The organism is Rhodococcus sp. NyZ502 (genome assembly GCF_041464245.1).
Lineage (GTDB): Bacteria > Actinomycetota > Actinomycetes > Mycobacteriales > Mycobacteriaceae > Rhodococcus_F > Rhodococcus_F qingshengii.
Genome location: NZ_CP167155.1, coordinates 2984000 through 3005983, shown reverse-complemented (window position 1 = coordinate 3005983; position 21984 = coordinate 2984000). Strand labels below are relative to the sequence as shown.

Below are 21984 nucleotides of genomic sequence, written 5' to 3'. Positions count from 1 at the left end.
ACGTCAGTGATCAGAGACCAGCTGCGCTACGCAGCTTGTCGGCGCGATCGGTGCTCTCCCACGGGAGGTCGATATCGGTGCGACCGAAGTGACCGTATGCCGCCGTCTGCGCGTAGATCGGGCGCAGCAGGTCGAGGTCGCGGATGATCGCTCCCGGACGCAGGTCGAAGATCTCGGTGATCGCCTTCTGGATCCGTGCCGGATCGGTCTTCTCGGTGCCGAAGGTTTCGACGAAGAGTCCGACCGGAGCTGCCTTGCCGATGGCGTAGGCGACCTGAACCTCGATGCGGTCGGCCAGACCTGCGGCAACAGCGTTCTTGGCCACCCAGCGCATGGCGTAGGCAGCGCTGCGGTCGACCTTTGACGGGTCCTTGCCGGAGAACGCGCCGCCACCGTGGCGAGCCATTCCGCCGTAGGTGTCGACGATGATCTTGCGGCCGGTCAAACCGGCGTCACCCATCGGGCCACCGAGGACGAACTTGCCCGTCGGGTTCACCAACAGACGAACATCGGAGGTGTCGAGATCGGTGAGGTTGACGTCGGTCAGCACCGAGTGAAGCACCTTCTCGCGAAGATCGGGCGTCAACAGGTTGTCGAGGTCGATGTCAGCGGCATGCTGGGTGGAGATGACCACGGTGTCGAGACGGACAGCCTTGTCACCGTCGTACTCGATGGTGACCTGGGTCTTGCCGTCCGGGCGCAGGTACGGCAGCACGCCGGACTTACGGACCTCGGTCAACCGGCGAGAGAGACGATGAGCCAGCGCGATGGGCAGCGGCATCAGTTCCGGCGTGTCGGTGGTGGCGTAGCCGAACATCAGGCCCTGGTCGCCCGCACCCTGACGGTCGATCTCGTCGTCGCTGATTCCGTCGACGCGAGCCTCGTGCGAGTGATCGACACCCTGCGCGATCTCGGGCGACTGGGCGCCGATCGCGACGTTGACGCCGCAGGAGTTACCGTCGAAGCCCTTTGCGGAGCTGTCGTAGCCGATTTCGAGGACCGTGTCGCGCACGATCTTCGGAATGTCCGCGTACGCAGTGGTCGTGACCTCACCGGCTACGTGAACCTGGCCGGTGGTGACCAGTGTCTCGACGGCCACGCGGGCGCGCGGGTCCTGGGTGAGCAGCGCGTCGAGGATCGAGTCGCTGATCGCGTCACAGATCTTGTCCGGGTGCCCCTCGGTGACGGACTCGCTGGTGAATAGCCGACTGCCGGACTTGCTCACAGATCTCCCTCTCGACGACTGAGTTCTTGACTACAGCTTATTGAAGTATCCGAATCACCGTTCGGTGACCGTTTTGTCATGCTTTGTTAGCTGGGGGCTGAGCCGACGATAACGGTTGGACCGCCTGCGCAACACCCTTGTACTCACCCGATTATCGTGGGGTAACTCTCACCACCGGGCGCGTGTCGCTACTCGGGAAAGAGCTTGACCAGGGCGTCGAGTACTCGACTGGCCATCAAAGCCTTGGATCCGTGTTCGAGAGCGGACTCCGAGCCGTCGGAACCGAGCAGCCAACCGTCGTTGTGATCGACCTCGAACGCCTTGCCCTCGCCGACCGCATTGACCACGAGGAGATCGCAACCTTTGCGGGCAAGCTTGGAGCGGGCATAGGTGAGTACGTCACCATGGGCGTCACCGGTCTCAGCGGCGAATCCGACGATCACCGTTCGAGCATCCAAGTCGCCGTCACGACGCGCTTCGACGAGACCGGCGAGGATGTCGGCATTTCTGGTGAGGCTGATCGAGTCGGGTTCGTTTGCGCCCTTCTTGATCTTGCTGCCTTCGACGGTGGTGGGGCGGAAGTCCGCGACAGCCGCAGCCATGACGACTCCGTCGTGTCCCGGTGCGTGCTTTTCCACTGCCAACCGGAGATCTTCGGCCGTCTTGATGTGCACGACGTCGACAGCGGCGGGGTCGGCGAGATCAGCCGTGTACCCGGCGATCAGTGTCACGTGCGCGCCGCGTTGCGCGGCAAGACGGGCGAGCGCGTAGCCCTGCTTGCCCGAGCTGCGATTACCGAGAAAGCGCACGGGATCGAGCGGCTCGCGAGTACCGCCGGCGGTGACCAGAATGCGGCGACCCTCCAGGTCGCGCGGCAACGCGTCCGAGCGCTCGAGGAGCAACGATGCCAACCCGACGATCTCGTCGGGTTCGGGAAGTCGACCGGCTCCGGTGTCTTTCCCTGTCAAACGCCCGGAGGCAGGTTCGATCACGTGGACGCCGCGCGAACGCAGTGTCGCCACGTTCGAGACCGTTGCGGGGTGCTCCCACATCTCGGTGTGCATTGCTGGGGCGAAGACAACCGGACAGCGCGCGGTCAACAAAGTGGCCGTCAACAGGTCGTCTGCGCGACCCATGACCGCTCGCGCCATCAGATCAGCGGTTGCCGGCGCGATGACGACCAGATCGGCTTCCTGTCCGAGACGGACATGCGGAACCTGCGGGACGTCGTTGAAGACGCCGGTGTGAACCGGGTTGCCGGAGAGTGCTTCGAACGTCGCGCGCCCGACGAACTCCAGAGCGGATTCGGTCGGAATCACGCGGACGTGATGACCGCTCTCGGTGAAGCTGCGGATGATCGAGCACGCCTTGTAAGCGGCGATACCCCCACCGACACCGACGACAATGCGCTTACGTATCGATGTGGGCGCGTCGGACACTCCCCCGACACCCGAACGAGGTTCGGGTGCGGCAGATGTGGTGCTCACTCGCCTTCGGTGTGCTCGAGGAGATCAGCGTGGATTTCACGCAACGCGATGGACAGCGGCTTTTCCTGCAGACCGGGCTCGACCAGAGGTCCGACGTATTCGAGGATGCCGTCACCGAGCTGGTTGTAGTAGTCGTTGATCTGGCGCGCGCGCTTGGCCGAGTAGATGACCAGGGCGTACTTGGAAGAGGTGCGTTCGAGCAACTCGTCGATCGGCGGGTTGGTGATGCCGAGCGGGGTGTCGTAGGCAGGCAGAGCGCCCTGACCTGCTGCGGACGCGGCTGAAGTGCTGCTCACTCTTGTGTCTCCTGAATTAGATCTTCATTGAAGAACTAGTTTTATCGATCCGGATATCTGAGAAACGGGGTGGAAATCGGTTCCCGAATGGTGCGGAATCAGTTCCCAACCAACAAGGATACCAACTCATCGCAAGCACGGCTTACATCCTCGTTCACGATGACCGTGTCGAACTCGTCCTGTGCGGCCAATTCCACTCGGGCCGTCTCGAGTCGGCGCGCCACGACGTCTTCCGTTTCGGTTCCACGTCCGGTCAGCCGTTGCACCAGAACGTCCCAGCTCGGTGGAGCCATGAACACCAACAGAGCCTCGGGCATCGCCTTGCGGACAGCTCGTGCTCCGGCGAGATCGACCTCGACGAGAACGGGCTTTCCAGCTTCGAGCGCTTCTTCGACCGGAGCTGCGGGGGTGCCGGAGCGCTGCAGGCCGCCGTGGATTTCCGCCCATTCGAGAAGTTCACCGGAGTCGATCATCCGTTGAAATTCTTCACGGGAGGTGAATCGGTAGTCCTTGCCGTCCACTTCACCTGGACGGGGATCGCGAGTGGTCGCCGAAACACTGAAAACGAGTTCAGGCAACCGAGTTCTCAGCTCGCGAACGACGCTGGACTTACCGACAGCCGAAGGGCCGGCCAGTACAACCAGCCGACCCCTCCGCACTGCGGTCTTGCTCTCTGACACTGTTGCGTCAGCAATCATCAGACACTGCCGCGTCAGCAATCATCACTTGTCGGCTCAGGCCTCGAAGTCGAACTTGGTGAGCAGAGCCTTGCGCTGCCGATCACCGAGGCCACGAAGGCGACGGGTCGGTGCAATCTCCAGCTCGGTCATGATCTCCTGAGCCTTGACCTTGCCCACCTTGGGCAGCGCCTCGAGCAGTGCCGAAACCTTCATCTTGCCCAAGATTTCGTTGTCTTCGGCGTCCTTGAGGACCTGCTTGAGGTCGGTGCCGCCACGCTTCAGGCGCTCCTTGAGCTCAGCCCTGGCCTTGCGGGCAGCAGCTGCCTTCTCCAAAGCAGCAGCGCGCTGCTCATCAGTCAACTGGGGAAGGGCCACGGTTCCTCCGTCTCGTCGTGTGCAAATTTTGTCTATTCCGCTGATAACCAGCAGCGATAGCGACCGTACTCACGCCTGGCGCGAATTGCTAACCCACCCCCCGCGGTCCGATGCAGATCGCGGTGGGTTATGCGCGTCGAATCGATGTCACGGATCGTCACCGTTTTCGGCTGGATCGAGACGAATTCGACGCCACACGAACGTGCGTACAGTACCGAAATAGACTGTAACACAATGTATTTCGACCCATAGCGTGCGACACCCCCGTGCGAGTGTGCGAAATCGTTACCTGCGGGAATGAACGTGGTCGCCGACACATCCAAAATTTTCGAGCATTTTCGGCGCCTATGCGCGTGTCGCGGCCCGTTTTCAGGTCTGCAGCGACGATTTCGGATCGCCGGCGTCGACCGTCTCGGGTTCGATGCGACTCACGCCGGGGGCGGCCAGAGCGAGCACTACCGCGAGGCTCGCCCAGAGCAATGAATTCTCCAGCACGAAGCCGACTACCGGGATATCCATGTCCGCGCCGACTCGAGGAAGCCGAAACAGCACTACGACAGCGGTGAGACCGATCGCGATCCAGGACCACACAGGGACCGATCGAGTGCCCTCCCCCACGCCCGACTTGATCGGAACGAGGAGTACACCCACCGCCGGCACCAACCACACGAAGTGGTGCGTCCAGGCAATGGGAGTCACGATTGCCGCCAGCAGAGCCACCACCGTGAAACCGGCGAGATCGCCCCGCAGGCGCTGAGCGCGCCGCGTCGCGACAATTCCGAGGACACCCAACACCGCACAGGCGACGAGCCAGACCGGACCCACCAGGCCCTCGGGAAGTAGCCGCAAGGCCATTCCACGCACGGACTGGTTACCGAACACGGACGGGTCACCGACGGCGACGCGCCCCGAGAGTGAGGCGATGTCGCCGAAGTAGTCGATCGTCTGGCGTGGGAGAACCGCAAAGCCCAGAGCCGTGGCGCCGAGGAAGCCGGCGAGGCCGCCCGCAACTGCTTTCCAGCGCCCGGTGATCACGTAGTAACCGATGTAGACGAGTGGCACGAGTTTGACCGCGCCGGCGATCCCCACCAGCACGCCCTCGGGAATCCACCGTGGTCGAGCCAGCACGTCGATCAAGCACAGGAGAGTCAGAAACAACCCGACCTGGCCGTACCCGAGGTGATCGGAGATCGGCGATGCCGCCGTCCACAGGACCAGGAAACCCACGTAGACGACGACTGGCCGCTTACGTGTGAACGGGACTTCGCGATAGCTGAGCACGATGATCGCGGCCAGCATCAGGAGGCTGACGAAACTCCATCCCCACTGGACCGCACCCCAGGAACCCAGGGCGACTGGAACGGCGACGAGCGCAGCGAAGGGCGGATACGTGAACGGCAGTCTCGCGTTGAACGACTCGTCGTACAGGTTCGAGCCGTCGAGGACGGCCTGACCCGCCGTCCGGTACACGGCAAGATCGTCGCCGTGTACGCCGGTGACGGATTGGAACCCGGTGGCCAGCAGCGCGCACGCCGCGACGAGAAGTCCGATCTGCCACCAACGATTCACCGACGGACGGTACCACCGGGTTCCACCGCTCGAACGAGCCTCGAGGTCACTCACGGATCAGTTCGCCAATGCGGCTTCGATCTCGTCTCGGTCACGCATTGCTGCCTCCCGAAGTGCCGATACCGAAGGACCATGATTGAGCACCCCGCGGGAAGTGTTCGGCAGCAGGAGCTCGGTCGATCCCGCGAAGATGTCTGCGAGATCCGCTGCCGTCGCACCCTGCGCGCCGAGTCCCGGAGCGAGAATCGGGCCGTTGAACTGCGACAGGTCCAGACCGTGGTCCCGAGTTGCACCGACCACCAGTCCGACGGTGTCACGGCCGTCGACGTTCGCATCGACCGCAGCGTCGACGATCGACTGAGCCACGCTCACACCGTCAGCCGACGACTGTTGAAGTACGCCGCCTTCCGGATTGGAGGTTCGTGCCAGGACGAAGATCCCGCGTGCGTTCTGCCTTGCCAGTTCGAGTGTCGGAGTCAGCGCCCCGAATCCCAGGTACGGCGAAACGGTGACCGAGTCGGAGGCCAACGGCGAATCACCCAACCAGGCTTGCGCGTACGCGTCCATCGTCGAACCGATGTCACCGCGCTTGGCATCCGCGACGACCAGCGTTCCCGCATCGCGAAGAACCGAGATGGTCCGCTCCAACACGGCGAAGCCGGCGCTGCCGTAAGCCTCGAAGAACGCAACCTGCGGTTTGACCAGTCCGACCTCACCGGTGAACGCCTCGACGCAGATCTCGGCGAAAGTCTCGAGACCTTCGGCCGTACGCGGCAGTCCCCACGCGTCGAGAAGCGCGGGATGCGGGTCGATACCGACGCACAGCCGCCCCCGGTCCGCGATCGCGGACCGGAGACGCTGCCCCCAACTGTGACTCACGACTGCTGTGCCGGCTGACGAAGACCTGCGTGCAATTCCTGCAGGGAGTGAACTCCGATGTCGCCGCGAATGGCTGCTTCGATGCCCTGCACGGCAGCCGAGGCGCCCTGCACCGTCGTGATGCACGGGATGTTCGACGCAACCGCTGCGCTTCGGATCTCGTAGCCGTCGACACGCGGGCCGTTGTTGCCGTACGGCGTGTTGATGACCATGGCGACCTCGCCGCTGCGGATCTGGTCGACGATGGTCTCGGCACCGGCCGGAACATCTTCACCCGACTGCTTGTACACCTGCTTGCACTCGATACCGTTGCGCCGCAAAACATCTGCGGTTCCTTCGGTGGCAAGAATGGTGAATCCGAGGTCTGCCAGGCGCTTGACCGGGAAGATCAGCGAACGCTTGTCCTTGTTGGCGACCGAGACGAACACCGCGCCCGTGGTGGGCAACGAACCGTAGGCGGCAGTCTGCGACTTGGCAAAAGCCGTACCGAAGTCGAAGTCGATTCCCATGACTTCACCGGTGGACTTCATTTCCGGGCTGAGCAAGGTATCCACGCCGGTACCGTCGGCGCGGCGGAAGCGGTTGAACGGCAACACAGCTTCCTTGACCGCGATCGGTGCACCGGCCGGGGTGTTTCCGCCGTCGCCCTTCGCCGGCAGAATGCCGCTCGCACGCAGTTCCGCGATGGATTCGCCGAGCATGACGCGGGCGCATGCCTTGGCCAGCTGGACGGCCGTCGCCTTGGACACGAACGGAACCGTGCGGCTGGCGCGGGGATTTGCTTCCAGCACGTAGAGGATGTCGTCCTTGAGGGCGTACTGGACGTTGAGCAGGCCCTTGACGCCGATGCCCTTCGCGAGAGCCTCGGTGGAGCGGCGGACGTTCTCGAGATCCGCCCGGCCCAGAGTGATGGGCGGGAGCGCACACGCCGAGTCACCGGAGTGAATGCCGGCTTCCTCGATGTGCTCCATGACGCCGCCGAGGTACACCTCGGTGCCGTCACACAGAGCGTCGACGTCGATCTCGACCGCGTCTTCGAGGAAGCGGTCGACCAGGACCGGACGATCGTCGGAGATCTCCGTGGCGCGCGAGATGTAGTCGGCGAGGGAAGCCTCGTCGTAGACGATCTCCATGCCGCGACCACCGAGCACGTACGACGGACGCACCAGCACCGGGTAGCCGATACCTGCCGCGATCTCGCGGGCGCCGTCGAACGTGGTGGCGGTACCGAACTTCGGTGCGGGCAGACCGGCTTCGGTCAGTACGCGGCCGAATTCGCCGCGGTCCTCCGCCAGGTCGATGGCTGCGGGGCTGGTTCCCACGATGGGGACGCCGGCAGCTTCGAGACGCTTCGCCAGTCCGAGCGGGGTCTGGCCGCCGAGCTGGACGATGACGCCGGCAACGGTGCCCGACTGCGCCTCCGCGCGGTAGACCTCGAAGACGTCCTCGAACGTCAGCGGCTCGAAGTACAGGCGATCAGCGGTGTCGTAGTCCGTGGAGACGGTCTCGGGGTTGCAGTTGACCATGACGGTCTCGTACCCGGCCTCGGACAGCGTCTGCGCCGCGTGGACACACGAGTAGTCGAACTCGATACCCTGACCGATGCGGTTGGGGCCGGATCCGAGGATCAGAACCTTGGGTCGCTCGGTCTGCGGAGCAACTTCGGACTCGGCCTCGGGATCGAGCTCGTAGGTCGAGTAGTGGTACGGCGTCTTGGCCTCGAACTCTGCGGCGCAGGTGTCGACGGTCTTGTAGACGGGGCGCACGCCCAGCTGATCACGCAGAGCGCGAACGGCGTCCTCACCTGCGTGAGTGTCACCACCGAGTTCGGGGCGCAGAGCCGCGATCTGGCGGTCCGAGATGCCGTGGTACTTGGCCTGACGCAGGGAAGCCTCGTCGAAAGACTCCGCAGCGCGCAGCTTTTCACCGAGCTCGTGAATCTGCTGGAACTGGTCGAGGAACCACGGATCGATCTTGGTGGCGTCGAAGAGCTGCTCGACAGTTGCGCCGAGCGCGAATGCCTTCTCGATGCCGTACATGCGGCCGTCCTGCGGAACGCTCAGATCGGCGAGTAGTGCATCCAGGCTCTCCGTCTCGATGTCGGCGCCGGTCCAGTAACCCGCACGCTTGGTCTCGAGCGAACGCATGACCTTGCCGAAAGCCTCGGTGAAGTTGCGGCCGATGCTCATGGCCTCGCCCACCGACTTCATCGTGGTGGTCAGAGTTCCGTCGGCACCGGGGAACTTCTCGAAAGCGAACCGCGGAGCCTTGACGACGACGTAGTCGAGCGTCGGCTCGAAGCAAGCCGGGGTTTCCTTGGTGATGTCGTTGACGATCTCGTCGAGCGTGTAGCCGATGGCAAGCTTGGCCGCCATCTTCGCGATCGGGTAACCGGTCGCCTTCGACGCCAGAGCCGACGAGCGGGAGACACGCGGGTTCATCTCGATGACGACCAGGCGGCCGTCCTTCGGGTCCATCGCGAACTGGATGTTGCAGCCGCCGGTGTCGACGCCCACCTCACGCAGAATGTCGATGGAAAGGTCGCGCATCGCCTGGTACTCGCGGTCGGTCAGCGTCATCGCCGGGGCGACGGTGACCGAGTCTCCGGTGTGGACACCGACCGGGTCGACGTTCTCGATGGAGCAGACGATCACGACGTTGTCGCGACTGTCACGCATGAGCTCGAGTTCGTATTCCTTCCAACCGAGGATGGATTCCTCGATCAGGACGTTCGCCGTCGGCGACGCGGCCAGACCGCCACCGGCGATGCGGTTGAGATCGTCGACGTCGTACGCCATGCCGGAACCGAGGCCGCCCATGGTGAAGGACGGACGCACGACAACCGGGTAACCGAGTTCGGCGACCGTGGCGTGTACTTCGTCCATCGTGTAGCAAACTGCGGACTTCGCGGATTCGCCACCGACCTTGGCGACGATGTCCTTGAACTTCTGGCGATCCTCGCCGCGCTGGATGGCGTCGAAGTCTGCGCCGATCAGTTCGACGTCGTACTTCTCGAGGATGCCCTGCTCGTGCAGCGCCACTGCGGCGTTGAGCGCAGTCTGACCGCCGAGCGTCGCGAGGACGGCGTCGATCTTGTTGCCCTGCAAGGCTTCCTTGGCGATGACCTTCTCGAGGAACTCGGCCGTGATCGGCTCGACGTACGTGGCGTCGGCGAACTCGGGGTCCGTCATGATGGTGGCCGGGTTGGAGTTGACCAGGCTGACGCGCAGGCCCTCCTCCTGGAGGACGCGGCAGGCCTGGGTGCCCGAGTAGTCGAACTCGCAGGCCTGACCGATGACGATCGGACCGGAGCCGATTACCAGGATGTGCTTGAGATCTGTACGGCGTGGCATTAGTTCTTGACTCCGGTTTCTTTCCGTGCGGAGAGCAGGCTGGTGAAGCGGTCGAAGAGGTACGCGGCGTCGTGCGGGCCGGCTGCCGCCTCGGGGTGGTACTGCACCGAGAAGGCCGAATCGTCCAGCAGGCGAACACCTTCGACGGCTCCGTCGTTGGCGCAGGTGTGGCTGACCACCGCGCGGCCGAACGGGGTGTCGAATTCCTGACCGGCTTCGCCTTCGAGCGCGAAGCCGTGGTTCTGAGCGGTGATCGCGATGCGACCGGTCTGATGCTCGATCACCGGGATGTTGATTCCGCGGTGGCCGAACTTCATCTTGTAGGTGCTCAGGCCCAGGGCGCGGCCCAGGATCTGGTTGCCGAAGCAGATACCGAACAGCGGCAAGCCCTGTCCGATGACCTCTTTCGTGAGGTGGACTGCGCCGTCGGCGGTGGCTGGGTCACCGGGACCGTTGGAGAGGAACACTCCGTCGGCCTTCAGGTCGAGGATCTGTTCGAGACTCGCGTTGGACGGCAACACGTGGACGCGGATACCGCGCTCGGCGAACATGCGCGGGGTGTTGGTCTTGATACCGAGGTCGATGGCGGCAACCGTGTACAGCGCCTCCCCGCCCTTCGGCTCGACGACGTAGCCGCTGGTGGTGCTGACCTCACCGGCAAGATCGGCGCCGAGCATGGTCGGCTGATCCTGAACCCGTCGGACCAGTTCGTCATCGGCGGCGATGGCTTCACCGGAAAAAATTCCGGCCTTCATCGAGCCGCGAGTACGCAGGTGGCGAACCAGGGCGCGGGTGTCGATCCCGGCGATTCCGACGATGCCCTGCTCTTCGAGCTTGGCCTGCAGCGAACCAGTTGCACGCCAGCTCGAGGTGACGCGCGAGGGGTCACGAACGACGTACCCGGCAACCCAGATCTTCGCGCCGGCACGCTCGCCGGTCGGTCCGACCGACTCGTCGTCTTCGTCGTTCCAGCCGGTGTTGCCGATCTGCGGTGCGGTGGAGACGACGATCTGGCGGTGGTAGCTGGGATCGGTGAGCGTTTCCTGGTAGCCGGTCATTCCGGTGCTGAACACCGCTTCGCCCAGGGTCTGTCCAACCGCACCGAAGGTGGTTCCGCGGAACACCCGTCCGTCTTCGAGGACCAGTACTGCGGGGCTGTTGTCAAAGCCGCTCATGCGTTCTTTCCGTTCTGCTCGATGTCGCCAGAGCTTGCGTCTTCGTTGTCATTCGTCTTGTTCGAAGCGGTCTTGTTCGAAGCAGTCACCGGCTTGACCCAGTCCGGATAAACCGTCTTGTCGTCACCGCGCACGCCCGTGTCGATCTCGGTTCCGCTCGGCAATTCCCAGCGAATCACCAGGACGCCGTCCTTGCTCATGACCTTGCCGGCAAGACCGTTCTCCGTGCGGATCGCGCGGATCGACTTCTCCGGAATCCAGATGGCCGACGCGCCGTCACGCTCGACCAGAATTCCGCCGCTGTAGCGGCTGATCTCGCAGGTGGCGCGGAAACCGAGGTCGCCGACGGCGATTCGGTCCTGCCAACTGGGTGCGATGGTGCTGCCGACGTACAGGCCGGTGGTCGGCAGGACGAGCAGTTCACCCAGGGTTGCCGGTACCGTCGGCAGTTCGCCGATCTTGTCTTTCTGGCGTCGAGCGCGTCCACGCCAGCCGACGTACATCAGGCCGATCATCGCGACCCAGAAGATCGCCAGACCGATGATCCACAGTGCTCTGTCCATGACGCGCTACTCCTCGCTACTCCGCAGCCGCACATTCCCGTCGTGTGCGGTGATGCGGCCACGTAACAGTGTGGTCGTGACCCGAGCGGGCAATGTCATCGACTCGTACGGAGTGTTATGCGCGACACTCGCCAGGTCGGGACCGTGGACCGTCCACTCGGCCGACGGATCGACCAATGTCAGGTTCGCGGGCTCCCCCACCTCGATGGGACGGCCCTGATCGTCGAGGCCGACGATTGCCGCGGGGCGCTCGCTCATGACCCGGGCAACACCGCGCCAGTCCAACAAGCCGGGCTGGACCATCGTCTGCACGATGATCGAGAGTGCGGTCTCGAGGCCGAGCATTCCAGGGCGAGCGGCTGCGAACTCGCAGCACTTGTCCTGCTCGGCGTGCGGAGCATGGTCGGTCGCGACGCAGTCGATGATTCCCTCGGCCAGACCCTTGCGCAGCGCGGCAACATCACTGGCCTCACGCAAGGGCGGGTTGACCTTGTTGATCGCGTCGTACGTCTCGAGCCGTGAATCGTCGAGGAGCAGGTGATGCGGGGTGACCTCGGCGGTGATCGAAATCCCTTGGCTGCGAGCCCACTTCACGAGTTCGACGGTTCCGGCGGTGGAGGCGTGGCAGATGTGAACGCGGGCGCCGGCGTCACGCGCGAGCAGTGCGTCGCGGGCCACGATCGATTCTTCGGCTGCGCGCGGCCATCCGGCCAGGCCGAGACGCGCGGCCGTGGGGCCCTCGTGGGCGACCGCACCGACGGTCAAACGCGGCTCTTCCGCGTGCTGGGCGATCAGGACGCCCAGTGAACTGGAGTATTCGAGCGCGCGACGCATGATCAGTGGGTCGTAGACGCAGTGGCCGTCGTCGGAGAACATCTTGACCTTGCCGACGCCTGCGGCCATGGTCGCCATCTCGGCGAGTTGTTTGCCTTCCAGGCCCGCTGTGACTGCGCCGACGGGGTGGACGTCGACGAGGCCGACTTCCTGCCCGCGTCGCCAGACGTGATCGGTGATGACCACCGAATCGGCGACGGGACTCGTGTTGGCCATCGCGAAGACCGCGGTGTATCCACCCAGAGCCGCTGCCGAGCTTCCGGTTTCGATGGTCTCGGTGTCTTCGCGGCCGGGCTCACGCAGATGTGTGTGCAGGTCCACGAAGCCGGGAAGCAGGATCTGCCCGCCGGCATCGATCACCTCGGATGCCGTGGCCGGATCGAGGTCCACGCCGATCTCGAGGATCGTGCCGTCGCCGACGAGTACGTCGGTGGGCTCACCTTCTCCGTAGATCAGGACTCCGCGGAGCAGGACACTCACGGGTGATTCTCCGTTCTCGTTTCTGGTCACAGCGCACCGTCCTCCGACCCGACCAGCAGTCGGAACAAGACAGCCATGCGCATGTGTACGCCGTTGGTAACCTGTTGCAGTACAGCAGTTTTGGAGGAATCGGCAACGGCGGATGCAATCTCCATGCCGCGCAGCATCGGGCCGGGGTGCAGGACCACCGCGTGATCGGCCAGCATCGCCAGCCGCTTCTCGGACAGGCCGTAGTTGATCGAGTACTCGCGCTGCGACGGGAAGAAGCCACCGTTCATGCGTTCGGCCTGAACCCGCAGCATCAGCACCGCGTCGAGTCCGGGCAGTTCGGCGTCGAGCGAATGCGAAACCGTGACCGGCCACGTGTGCGCACCGACCGGCAGCAGTGTCGGCGGCGCAACAAGAACAACCTCGGCACCGAGCATCGAGAGCAGCAGTGCGTTGGAGCGGGCGACACGGCTGTGCAGGATGTCGCCGACGATGGCGATCCGCTTGCCCTCGATGTCGCCGAGACGCTGGCGAAGGGTCAAAGCGTCGAGAAGCGCCTGAGTGGGGTGCTCGTGCGTGCCGTCACCTGCGTTGATGACTGCCGGGCCACCGTCGTCGGCCGCTCCGGTCCACTTTGCGATCTGGTGGGCGGCGCCCGAAGCCGGGTGGCGCACGATGAGTGCGTCGGCACCGGCCGCGCGCAGGGTCATCGCGGTATCGCGCAGGGATTCACCTTTGGACACCGAGGAACTGGATGCGCTGACATTGATGACGTCGGCACTCATCCATTTGCCTGCCACCTCGAAAGACACCCGGGTGCGCGTCGAGTTCTCGAAGAACACCGTCATGACCGTGCGTCCGCGCAGCGTCGGGAGCTTGCGTACCTCGCGTCCCAGAAGTGCCTGCTCGAACCGTTCTGCCTCGTCGAGAAGTTCTACCGCGGACTCACGATCGAGGTCCGCGATGGAAAGTAGGTGCTTCACGCGCTCTTACCCCCGGAGATGACTACCGCTTCCCTGCCGTCGTGCTCCTGGAGGAGAACCTTGACGTCCTCGGACCTCGCGGTCGGGACGTTCTTGCCGACGTAGTCGGCGCGCAGCGGGAGTTCGCGGTGACCACGATCCACGAGCACTGCGAGTTGGACCGCGCGGGGGCGGCCCAGATCGCGCAACGCGTCAAGTGCCGAGCGCACGGTGCGACCGGAGAAGAGGACGTCGTCCACGAGAACGACCAGCGCATTGTCGACGCCACCTTCGGGGACGGACGTGCGCTCGAGCGGGCGGTGCGGCTTGTTCCGGAGATCGTCGCGGTAGAGGGTGATGTCGAGAGATCCGATGGGAAGACGCACACCGGAGAATTCTTCGATCTTGGCGCGCAGTCGCGTGGCGAGGGTGGTTCCACGCGTCGGGATCCCGATCAGGACCACACGAGGGGCAGTTCCCTCGGGTCCGTCGAGTGCGGTCTTCTCGATGATCTCGTGAGCGATCCGCGCGATGGTCCGGCCCACATCCTGGGCGGACAACAATTCGCGGGTTTCGCTACCTGCCTCGGCACCGACCGGCGCCTTCGAGTTACCTGGACCTGCAAGATCGGATGGGCGAGACCCTTCGGGCACGCTCATGCAGCGACCTCCTTCTCCGCCTCACTGGACGGATCGTTAAAGGATGTCTGACGGTCCCCACCCTATCAGCCGACAGACCTGATCCCGCCGTGCGAGCAGCGACTCCGACCGGTTGTGTGCAGACACACAACGCGCACGGTGACACTCGCACGGCGGTGGTGGAACAAAACTTGCTACTCGGTACCCGAATCCGATTCCTGCGCGCGCTGGGAGGTCGCGGCCGCAGCCGATCGAACCTGCGGCGCAACGAGAACGACCTGGCCGAGGATTCCGTTGACGAATCCCGGAGAGTCGTCCGTCGAGAGCTGCTTCGCGAGTTCGACGGCCTCGTCCACGGCGACAACCGGCGGAACGTCCGTCGCGTGGAAGAGCTCCCACACGGCGATACGCAGAATCGCACGGTCGACGGCGGGCAGACGCTCGAGCGTCCAGTCCTGCAGATGCGAGGAGATGACCTGATCGATCCGGTCCAGATTCTCCGCAACGCCGGACACCAACGTGACGGTGTAGGCCGCGACGGGTGCTACCGCGTCGTCCTTGACGGACAGATCGGAACGCTCCGACGCCAGTGCGACCGGATCGAGGTCACGTGCCTCGGCTTCGAAGAGGAAGTCGACGGCACGCTTGCGCGCCTTGTGGCGTGCACCGAGTTTCTTATGTGTGCCGGACACTCAGGAATTCACACGCCCGAGGTAGTTGCCGTCACGAGAATCGACCTTGAGCTTGTCACCGGTGTTGATGAAGAGCGGGACGTTGATCTCGGCACCGGTCTCGAGGGTGGCAGGCTTGGTGCCGCCGGTGGAGCGGTCGCCCTGCAGGCCCGGATCGGTGTGCTTGACGACGAGCTCGACGGTGACCGGAAGCTCGACGAAGAGGGGAACGTCTTCGTGGGTCGCGACCTGGACTGCCATGTTCTCGAGCAGGAAACGCGACTGGTCGCCGACGGTGGACTCGCTGATCGACACCTGGTCGTAGGTGTCGCCGTCCATGAAGATGTAGTCGCTGCCGTCGTGGTACAGGTACGTCATGTCACGACGGTCGACCGTGGCGGTCTCGACCTTCACACCGGCGTTGAACGTCTTGTCCACTACCTTGCCCGAGAGCACGTTCTTGAGCTTGGTGCGCACGAAGGCAGGGCCCTTGCCGGGCTTGACGTGCTGGAACTCGATGATCGTCCACAGCTGGCCTTCGATCTGCAGAACCAGACCATTCTTGAAATCACTGGTGGAAGCCACTTGCTTCGCGTCTCCTAGGGGTCGGGAAACCGTCTCAGACGACGGTAAGGTCTTTTGCGGTCAGTGTGAGCAGCTCTGGCCCCTGCTCACGAACAACGAGCGTGTCCTCGATCCGTACACCTCCGCGCCCGGAGAAGTACACGCCCGGCTCGACGGTCACCGCCGCGCCGGAAAGAAGTGTACCGGTGCCGAGCTTGCCGATCCCCGGTGCTTCGTGGATTTCGAGCCCCACACCGTGGCCGAGGCCGTGCAGGAACAACTCGCCGTAGCCTGCATCGTCGATCACCGCACGGGCGACGGCGTCGACTGCCGCACATTCGACACCCGGCGCGAGCGCGTCGCAACCGGCAGCTTGCGAACGCGCGACGAGCTCGTAAATCTCCCGTTGCCAATCGGAAACGGACTCGAGCACGTAGGTCCGTGTCATGTCCGAGTGGTACCCACCGACCTGGGCGCCGAAGTCGAGTTTGACGAAGTCACCCGACGCCAGGATCGCGTCGGTCGGTCGGTGATGCGGAATCGCCGAGTTGGCGCCGGCCGCCACGATCGTCTCGAAGGAAATACCGTCCGCCCCGTTGTCGAGCATCAGATTTTCCAGCTCGCGGCCGACCTCTCGTTCCGTTCGGCCAGGTCGCAGGCCACCGCGAGCGATCAACTGCGCCAACGCGACATCGGCTGCGGTGCACGCGGCTCGCAACAACTCCACCTCGTACTCGTCCTTGACCATGCGCAATTGTTCGACGAGTCCGCTCACCGGTTCGAACCGGATCTTCGGCGCTGCTTCGGTCCAAGCCCGATGTTCGGCGAACGTCGCCACATGTGACTCGAACGCGAGAACGGGCGCCGTGGACTTCTCGATCAAGTGCGCAGCACTCGAACGGGCGATTTCGGCCCGAAGGTCCGGCACCTGCTCTGACACCTGCGTCAGGTAGCGGCCGTCGGTGCAGATCACCGTCTCACGCTCGTCGGACGCTGAATCCGATGCACTGACGACGAGCGCCGCATTGGAACCGGTGAAACCGGTGAGGTATCTGATGTTGAGGAGATCTGTGACGAGAATCGCGTCGAGTTCGCGCTCCGAGAGGAGGCGTCTGAGGGATTCACGGCGTGTTCTGAAGTCGACCGGCATCCCTCGAACCTACCGCCCGCGCAGACCTGCCGATCAACTCGAAACTCGCGGTTACAGCAATAACTGTGGGTTAGGCCACAAGGTGTAATGGGTTCTAGTTAGGCTGTACCCATGAATGCGTGGTTGGTACGTGGCCTCGGCATGGCCCTGATACATGTTGTGTTTCGTGCGTTGCTCGGTGCAGCGATCGCACAGTGGCCACTTCAGGGGTCCACCCTGCGCTGGCTGTCCCTGTTGATCGTCATCGTCTTCGCCGCGATCTGGGGTGGTATCGACGGCATTCGTGACCGCCGGAACTTCCCCGAACCCGAGGACGGCGCCGATCTGACCATGCTGTGGCTCAAGGCCGCATTGGTCGGCGGGTTCGTCGCCGGCGCTGCCAGTTGGGCACTCAGCCTGGTCCCCTCCCTCGAACTCACCCAGCAGGGCTTGTTCTTCGAGGTGACCTCCGGTGCGGCGTTCACGATCCTTCTCATCTTCGTCCCCGCCATGATCGCCATCACCGTCGGACGCTTCTTCGTCAGCCGTGAACAGCGCAAGAACGGAACAGCTCCGCAGACCCCGTCCCACGAGCGTCACCACGAACCGGTGCCCGTCAGCGAGGGCTACGACTCCCCCACCGAGCAGCACGCATACAGCGGAGCCGCGATGTCCGTCGAGGAATCCGACGCCGATACCGCGGTCTTCCCGGCGATCGATCTGGGCAAGCGCGAGCAGTAACGCCCACCGTCCACACAACCGAATGCGGCCCCGAGGATATTTTCCTCGGGGCCGCATTCGTGTGGCTGTTTTTCGACTTCCCTCGTTCAGCCTCGCTCGGCGAGGAACCTGATCGCCAGCGGATACGCGGCGACGCCGAGTCCGACGATCACTCCGGTCGCAATCGGACTCAGGTAGGAGTGGTGCCGAAACTCTTCTCGCGCATGAACGTTCGAGATGTGTACCTCGACGAGACCTGCGGTCAGTTCGGCGCATGCATCTCGCAGGACCACCGACGTGTGCGTCAAGCCACCGGCATTGAGGATCACCGGTTCCCCCGCGTCCGCCGCGTCGTGGATCCAACCGAGCAGATCGCCTTCGTGATCGCTCTGACGGACGATCACCTCGACGCCGAGCTCCTTGCCTGCCGCGACGCACAATTCGATCAGATCGTCGTGTGTGGTCGCGCCGTAGACCTCGGGCTGACGCTTACCCAGACGCCCCAGATTGGGTCCGTTGACGACGTTGATCCTCACAACAGGACCGTTCCGCCAGCCGGCCGCGCATCGCGGGCAATCGCGGAGTACGCCGCAACCAGCAGACTCGGATCCGGCCCCTCGAGGCGACCCGGCTTGGCCAGTCCGTCGAGGACCACGAAACGCAGCAGCCCGGCACGGTTCTTCTTGTCGGTCTGCATTCCCTTCATCAGATCGCCGAACGCATCACCGTCGTACGACGTCGGCAGCCCGACGAGATCGAGGATCGACTTGTGACGATCCGCGGTGGCGTCGTCGAGTCGGCCCGCGAGCCGTCCGAGTTCGGCAGCGAAGACCAGGCCGACGGAGACAGCGGCACCGTGGCGCCACTTGTAGCGCTCACGACGTTCGATCGCGTGGCCGAGGGTGTGGCCGTAGTTGAGGATTTCGCGCAGATCCGACTCGCGCAGATCCGCGGCCACGACCTTGGCCTTGACCTCTACGGAGCGCCGAATCAACTCGGGCAGAACAGTTCCCGACGGATCGAGAGCTGCCTTGGGATCGGCTTCGATGAGATCCAGGATCACCGGGTCGGCGATGAATCCGGTCTTGATGACCTCGGCCATGCCTGCAACGATCTCGTTGTGCGGCACAGTCTCGAGCGTCGCGAGATCGATGAACACCGCTCCCGGTTCGTGGAACGAACCGACGAGGTTCTTGCCCGCTTCGGTGTTGATACCGGTCTTGCCGCCCACTGCTGCGTCGACCATCGCGAGCAAGGTGGTGGGGACGTGAACTACCTTGACACCGCGCATCCACGTAGCCGCGACGAAGCCGGTGAGGTCGGTCGCCGCTCCCCCGCCCAAGCTCATGATCGCGTCGCTGCGAGTCAGGCCGATCCGGCCGAGCACGTCCCAGCAGAAGCCCGCGACAGCAAGATCCTTGCCGTCCTCGGCATCGGGGATCTCGATACGGTGGGCGTCGATTCCCTTCTCCGCCAACGCAGCCCGTACGGCCTCCGCGGTCTCTGCCAGCGGCGGCTGATGGAAGATCGCGACAGTGCGCGCGCCGTCGAACTCGGCAACGAGATCACCGAGCAGGCCGCGGCCGATCACGACCGGGTAAGGACTTGCGGTCTTCACCTCTACACGTACGGGTTCGGTCACTGCTCCACTACTCCGCTCCGGTTGTTCATTTGTCTTGAAGTTTCGACACCAGTTGCCCGACGACACGCGCCGGACTTCGGCCGTCGGTCCGAATCCGAATCGTGGCCGAACGCCGGTACAGCGGACGACGACGCCTCATCAACTCCTGGTACTTGACCTTGGGATCTCCGCCGGCCAGCAGCGGGCGATGATTGTTCGCCCCCGTGCGGCGAAGCCCTTCGGCGACACTGATCTCGAGGTAGATGACCGTGTGCCCCTGGAGCAGTTCGCGCGTGCGATCGGAGAGGATCGCACCACCGCCGAGCGAGACGATTCCGTCGGTGGCCTGCAACGCTTCGCGAACCACCGATTCCTCGATTTCACGAAACCGAGGCTCTCCGTCATGGGTGAAGATCTCCGGGATCGTCCTACCCGTGGTCCGTTCGATCTCGGCGTCGGTATCGACCAACTCGAGTTCGAGTGCCTGCGCGAGACGTCGACCGATGGTCGATTTGCCGGCACCGGGCGGACCGATGAGTACAGCCTTCGGCTTCATCGATACGTGAGTCCTATCGAGGCGGTCGGGCTGCGATGCCCTCGGCGTAACGACGGTAGTTGGCAGTGGTTTCAGCAATGGAATCACCACCGAACTTTTCGAGTGCGGCCTGAGCCACGACGAGCGCGACCATCGACTCGGCGACGACGCCGGCGGCCGGAACCGCGCACACGTCGCTGCGCTGGTGGATGGCAACTGCTTCCTCGCCGCTCTCCATGTCGACCGTCGCCAGAGCGCGCGGAACCGTCGAGATCGGCTTCATCGCGGCGCGAACTCGAAGAGCCTCACCATTGGTCATGCCACCTTCGATACCGCCTGCGCGGTTCGTGGAGCGCACGATGCCGTCCGGGCCCGGACGGATCTCGTCGTGAGCTTCGCTGCCACGACGGCGCGCGGTCTCGAAGCCGTCGCCGACCTCGACACCCTTGATGGCCTGAATTCCCATGAGAGCAGCAGCAAGTCGTGAATCGAGACGCTCGGCGCCGCTGACGAAAGTGCCGAGTCCGACCGGCAGGCCGTGGATGACGACCTCCACGACGCCACCGAGGGTGTCGCCGTCCTTCTTCGCCGATTCGATTTCGGCGATCATCGACTCTTCTGCAGCCTTGTCGAATGCGCGGACCGGGCTCGCATCGATCGCGTCGAGATCCTTGCCCTCCGGCACGGGTCCGACGTACGGCTCGGAAGCACCGATGGAAATAACGTGTGAAACGACCTCGGCACCGAATACCTGACGCAGGAAGGACCGTGCGACGGTTCCAGCGGCCACGCGGGCTGCGGTCTCGCGAGCGCTGGCGCGCTCGAGGACGGGACGCGCGTCGTTGAAGCCGTACTTGAGCATACCGCTGTAATCGGCGTGTCCGGGACGCGGGCGCGTCAACGGGGCATTGCGAGCCTGATCGGCGAGCAGGTCCGGGTCGACCGGGTCGGCGGACATGATGGTTTCCCACTTGGGCCACTCGGTGTTGCCGATCTCGATGGCCACGGGGCCACCGAGCGTAAATCCGTGGCGGACACCGCCGATGATGGTGACCTTGTCGGCCTCGAACTTCATCCGTGCGCCACGGCCGTAACCGAGTCGACGACGGGCAAGTTCGGACGAGATGGCCTCAGAGGTCACTTCGACCCCCGCGACCATGCCCTCGAGCATCGCGACGAGGGCGGGACCATGGGATTCTCCGGCAGTTATCCAACGCAGCACGCCGACCATCTTTCCACGTCGCAGACCTCAGTTGTCACAGTGGTCCTCCCGGTGAACACAGATGGCCCACACGCACGAGGCGTGTGGGCCATCTCAGAGGTACCTGTGGGTCTAGAACAGGCGGAATCCTCCACCGTTTGCGTTGATGTCAGCCAAACCGATGTTGATGTCCGCCGAGTTGTCGGGAGCGTGGAACGGCGGCGGAAGCGGCTCGAAGCAGTACGGCGGGTAGCCGTTGCTGATCAAGCCCACCAGGCGGTCACCGACGACGAGCGGTCCACCGGAATCACCGGGAATCGAGCACGTGTGCTCGACGATCTCACCGTAGACGGAGTCGTAACCCCAGGTGATACCGCACGTGTTGCCGGTCGAACGGCCTTCCTTGCACACGATCGTGCCCGGTGCCGGCGGGGCGCCGATTCCGTTGATCGTCGTGCCGCCGACGGTACGCAGCGGAGCTACCTTGGCGTCGTCGAGATCGATCACGGCGATGTCCGAGACCGGACTCGAGTAAGAGAACCGACCGATGGGTCCGGCCTCGGGCAGGTACTCGGCGAACACCCGGTCCCCGACAACTCCGCAGTGTCCGGCGGTGAGTGCCACGAGAGAACCGGCGTTGTCGTAGCCGACCGCGGTCAACGTGCATGCTGCAACTCGGTCAGGATCGGAGTGATCCACGTCCGGCAGCAGGATTCCTGAGCCCCCGCCCAGTGCCACCGATGAAGGTGCAGGCGCGGCGCCGGCGACGCCCGCTCCTGCAGCCACAGCCGCCAAACAGGCTGCCGCAGCGACGAAAAGCCTTGTGCGCATAGGTTCCCCCGATAATCGAGTGCGAAACGAGATTCGTTTTGTCCCATTTCCGAAACCTCAGTGAACGTCAGGATGTGGACATTCGGCAAGTCCGACTCGCCGCATACTGGGACCGCGCGCTGGCAATACCCGCATTTATGAAACCGACGGTTACGTCTTTCCTGCAGTTCACCGTCCGTCGTTGAACGGTCAATAACGCCAGACTTCT

22 protein-coding genes are annotated in these 21984 nt (G+C 64.0%); 1 reads left to right on the top strand and 21 read right to left on the bottom strand.

All coding sequences use genetic code 11. From position 1 onward, the window contains the following. Window positions 1-10: 10 nt before the first annotated feature. From metK to ACBG85_RS14030, 16 genes are all read right to left on the bottom strand, one after another. Window positions 11-1225 (bottom strand): methionine adenosyltransferase, encoded by a 1215-nt coding sequence (metK, locus tag ACBG85_RS14105; protein ID WP_003944827.1) that lies wholly within the window; start codon window positions 1223-1225, stop codon window positions 11-13. A gap of 188 nt (window positions 1226-1413) precedes the next feature. Then, a complete protein-coding gene (gene coaBC / locus ACBG85_RS14100) occupies window positions 1414-2712 on the bottom strand; it encodes a bifunctional phosphopantothenoylcysteine decarboxylase/phosphopantothenate--cysteine ligase CoaBC (RefSeq protein WP_003944888.1) in 1299 nt (432 codons plus the stop codon). Continuing rightward, on the bottom strand, window positions 2709-3008 hold the full coding sequence (rpoZ, locus tag ACBG85_RS14095) for a DNA-directed RNA polymerase subunit omega (protein ID WP_003944996.1): 300 nt from the start codon (window positions 3006-3008) through the stop codon (window positions 2709-2711). Before rpoZ ends, coaBC begins: the two co-directional genes overlap by 4 nt. A gap of 98 nt (window positions 3009-3106) precedes the next feature. Then, window positions 3107-3706 (bottom strand): guanylate kinase, encoded by a 600-nt coding sequence (gene gmk, locus ACBG85_RS14090; RefSeq protein WP_003944801.1) that lies wholly within the window; start codon window positions 3704-3706, stop codon window positions 3107-3109. 36 nt (window positions 3707-3742) lie between these two features. Continuing rightward, the gene (gene mihF, locus ACBG85_RS14085) at window positions 3743-4063 is read right to left on the bottom strand and encodes an integration host factor, actinobacterial type (protein ID WP_003944825.1); all 321 of its coding nucleotides are present in this window, start codon (window positions 4061-4063) and stop codon (window positions 3743-3745) included. A 369-nt stretch (window positions 4064-4432) separates the two neighbouring features. Beyond that, complete coding sequence (locus tag ACBG85_RS14080; RefSeq protein ID WP_257230687.1) at window positions 4433-5632, bottom strand: glycosyltransferase 87 family protein; 1200 nt, start codon at window positions 5630-5632, stop codon at window positions 4433-4435. Window positions 5633-5689: 57 nt separating this feature from the next. Next, a complete protein-coding gene (gene pyrF / locus ACBG85_RS14075) occupies window positions 5690-6511 on the bottom strand; it encodes an orotidine-5'-phosphate decarboxylase (protein ID WP_210378394.1) in 822 nt (273 codons plus the stop codon). Next, window positions 6508-9864 carry a carbamoyl-phosphate synthase large subunit gene (carB, locus tag ACBG85_RS14070; protein ID WP_003945010.1) on the bottom strand — a complete coding sequence of 1119 codons (3357 nt, stop codon included), beginning with the start codon at window positions 9862-9864 and terminating at the stop codon, window positions 6508-6510. Before carB ends, pyrF begins: the two co-directional genes overlap by 4 nt. Then, window positions 9864-11039 (bottom strand): glutamine-hydrolyzing carbamoyl-phosphate synthase small subunit, encoded by a 1176-nt coding sequence (gene carA / locus ACBG85_RS14065; protein ID WP_007728009.1) that lies wholly within the window; start codon window positions 11037-11039, stop codon window positions 9864-9866. Before carA ends, carB begins: the two co-directional genes overlap by 1 nt. Next, entirely contained in the window at window positions 11036-11602 is a 567-nt protein-coding gene (locus tag ACBG85_RS14060; protein ID WP_003944773.1) for a transporter, read from the bottom strand. Before ACBG85_RS14060 ends, carA begins: the two co-directional genes overlap by 4 nt. Before the next feature lie 6 nt (window positions 11603-11608). Next, complete coding sequence (locus tag ACBG85_RS14055) at window positions 11609-12946, bottom strand: dihydroorotase (protein WP_007728012.1); 1338 nt, start codon at window positions 12944-12946, stop codon at window positions 11609-11611. After that, entirely contained in the window at window positions 12943-13887 is a 945-nt protein-coding gene (locus ACBG85_RS14050) for an aspartate carbamoyltransferase catalytic subunit (RefSeq protein WP_003944883.1), read from the bottom strand. The genes ACBG85_RS14055 and ACBG85_RS14050 overlap by 4 nt, the downstream gene beginning before the upstream one ends. Further along, a complete protein-coding gene (gene pyrR, locus ACBG85_RS14045) occupies window positions 13884-14525 on the bottom strand; it encodes a bifunctional pyr operon transcriptional regulator/uracil phosphoribosyltransferase PyrR (protein WP_003944977.1) in 642 nt (213 codons plus the stop codon). The genes ACBG85_RS14050 and pyrR overlap by 4 nt, the downstream gene beginning before the upstream one ends. Before the next feature lie 173 nt (window positions 14526-14698). Next, on the bottom strand, window positions 14699-15196 hold the full coding sequence (nusB, locus tag ACBG85_RS14040) for a transcription antitermination factor NusB (RefSeq protein WP_007728014.1): 498 nt from the start codon (window positions 15194-15196) through the stop codon (window positions 14699-14701). Beyond that, window positions 15197-15760 (bottom strand): elongation factor P, encoded by a 564-nt coding sequence (gene efp / locus ACBG85_RS14035; RefSeq protein WP_003944958.1) that lies wholly within the window; start codon window positions 15758-15760, stop codon window positions 15197-15199. Window positions 15761-15794: 34 nt separating this feature from the next. Beyond that, window positions 15795-16889 (bottom strand): M24 family metallopeptidase, encoded by a 1095-nt coding sequence (locus tag ACBG85_RS14030; protein ID WP_372027797.1) that lies wholly within the window; start codon window positions 16887-16889, stop codon window positions 15795-15797. Window positions 16890-17000: 111 nt separating this feature from the next. Here ACBG85_RS14030 and ACBG85_RS14025 point away from each other — a divergent pair, with 111 nt between their 5' ends. Then, window positions 17001-17609, top strand: a complete 609-nt coding sequence (locus ACBG85_RS14025) for a B-4DMT family transporter (RefSeq protein WP_019748369.1) — start codon at window positions 17001-17003, stop codon at window positions 17607-17609. 86 nt (window positions 17610-17695) lie between these two features. Here the strand turns inward: ACBG85_RS14025 and aroQ are convergent, their stop codons facing one another. From aroQ to ACBG85_RS14000, 5 genes are all read right to left on the bottom strand, one after another. Next, window positions 17696-18124 (bottom strand): type II 3-dehydroquinate dehydratase, encoded by a 429-nt coding sequence (gene aroQ, locus ACBG85_RS14020; RefSeq protein ID WP_003944916.1) that lies wholly within the window; start codon window positions 18122-18124, stop codon window positions 17696-17698. After that, complete coding sequence (aroB, locus tag ACBG85_RS14015; RefSeq protein WP_003944873.1) at window positions 18121-19230, bottom strand: 3-dehydroquinate synthase; 1110 nt, start codon at window positions 19228-19230, stop codon at window positions 18121-18123. The genes aroQ and aroB overlap by 4 nt, the downstream gene beginning before the upstream one ends. A 25-nt stretch (window positions 19231-19255) precedes the next feature. After that, window positions 19256-19765, bottom strand: a complete 510-nt coding sequence (locus ACBG85_RS14010; protein ID WP_030536425.1) for a shikimate kinase — start codon at window positions 19763-19765, stop codon at window positions 19256-19258. A gap of 13 nt (window positions 19766-19778) precedes the next feature. Next, window positions 19779-20966 carry a chorismate synthase gene (gene aroC / locus ACBG85_RS14005; RefSeq protein WP_003944974.1) on the bottom strand — a complete coding sequence of 396 codons (1188 nt, stop codon included), beginning with the start codon at window positions 20964-20966 and terminating at the stop codon, window positions 19779-19781. Between the two features lie 111 nt (window positions 20967-21077). Then, window positions 21078-21776, bottom strand: a complete 699-nt coding sequence (locus ACBG85_RS14000; protein WP_007728030.1) for a S1 family peptidase — start codon at window positions 21774-21776, stop codon at window positions 21078-21080. Window positions 21777-21984: the final 208 nt, after the last annotated feature.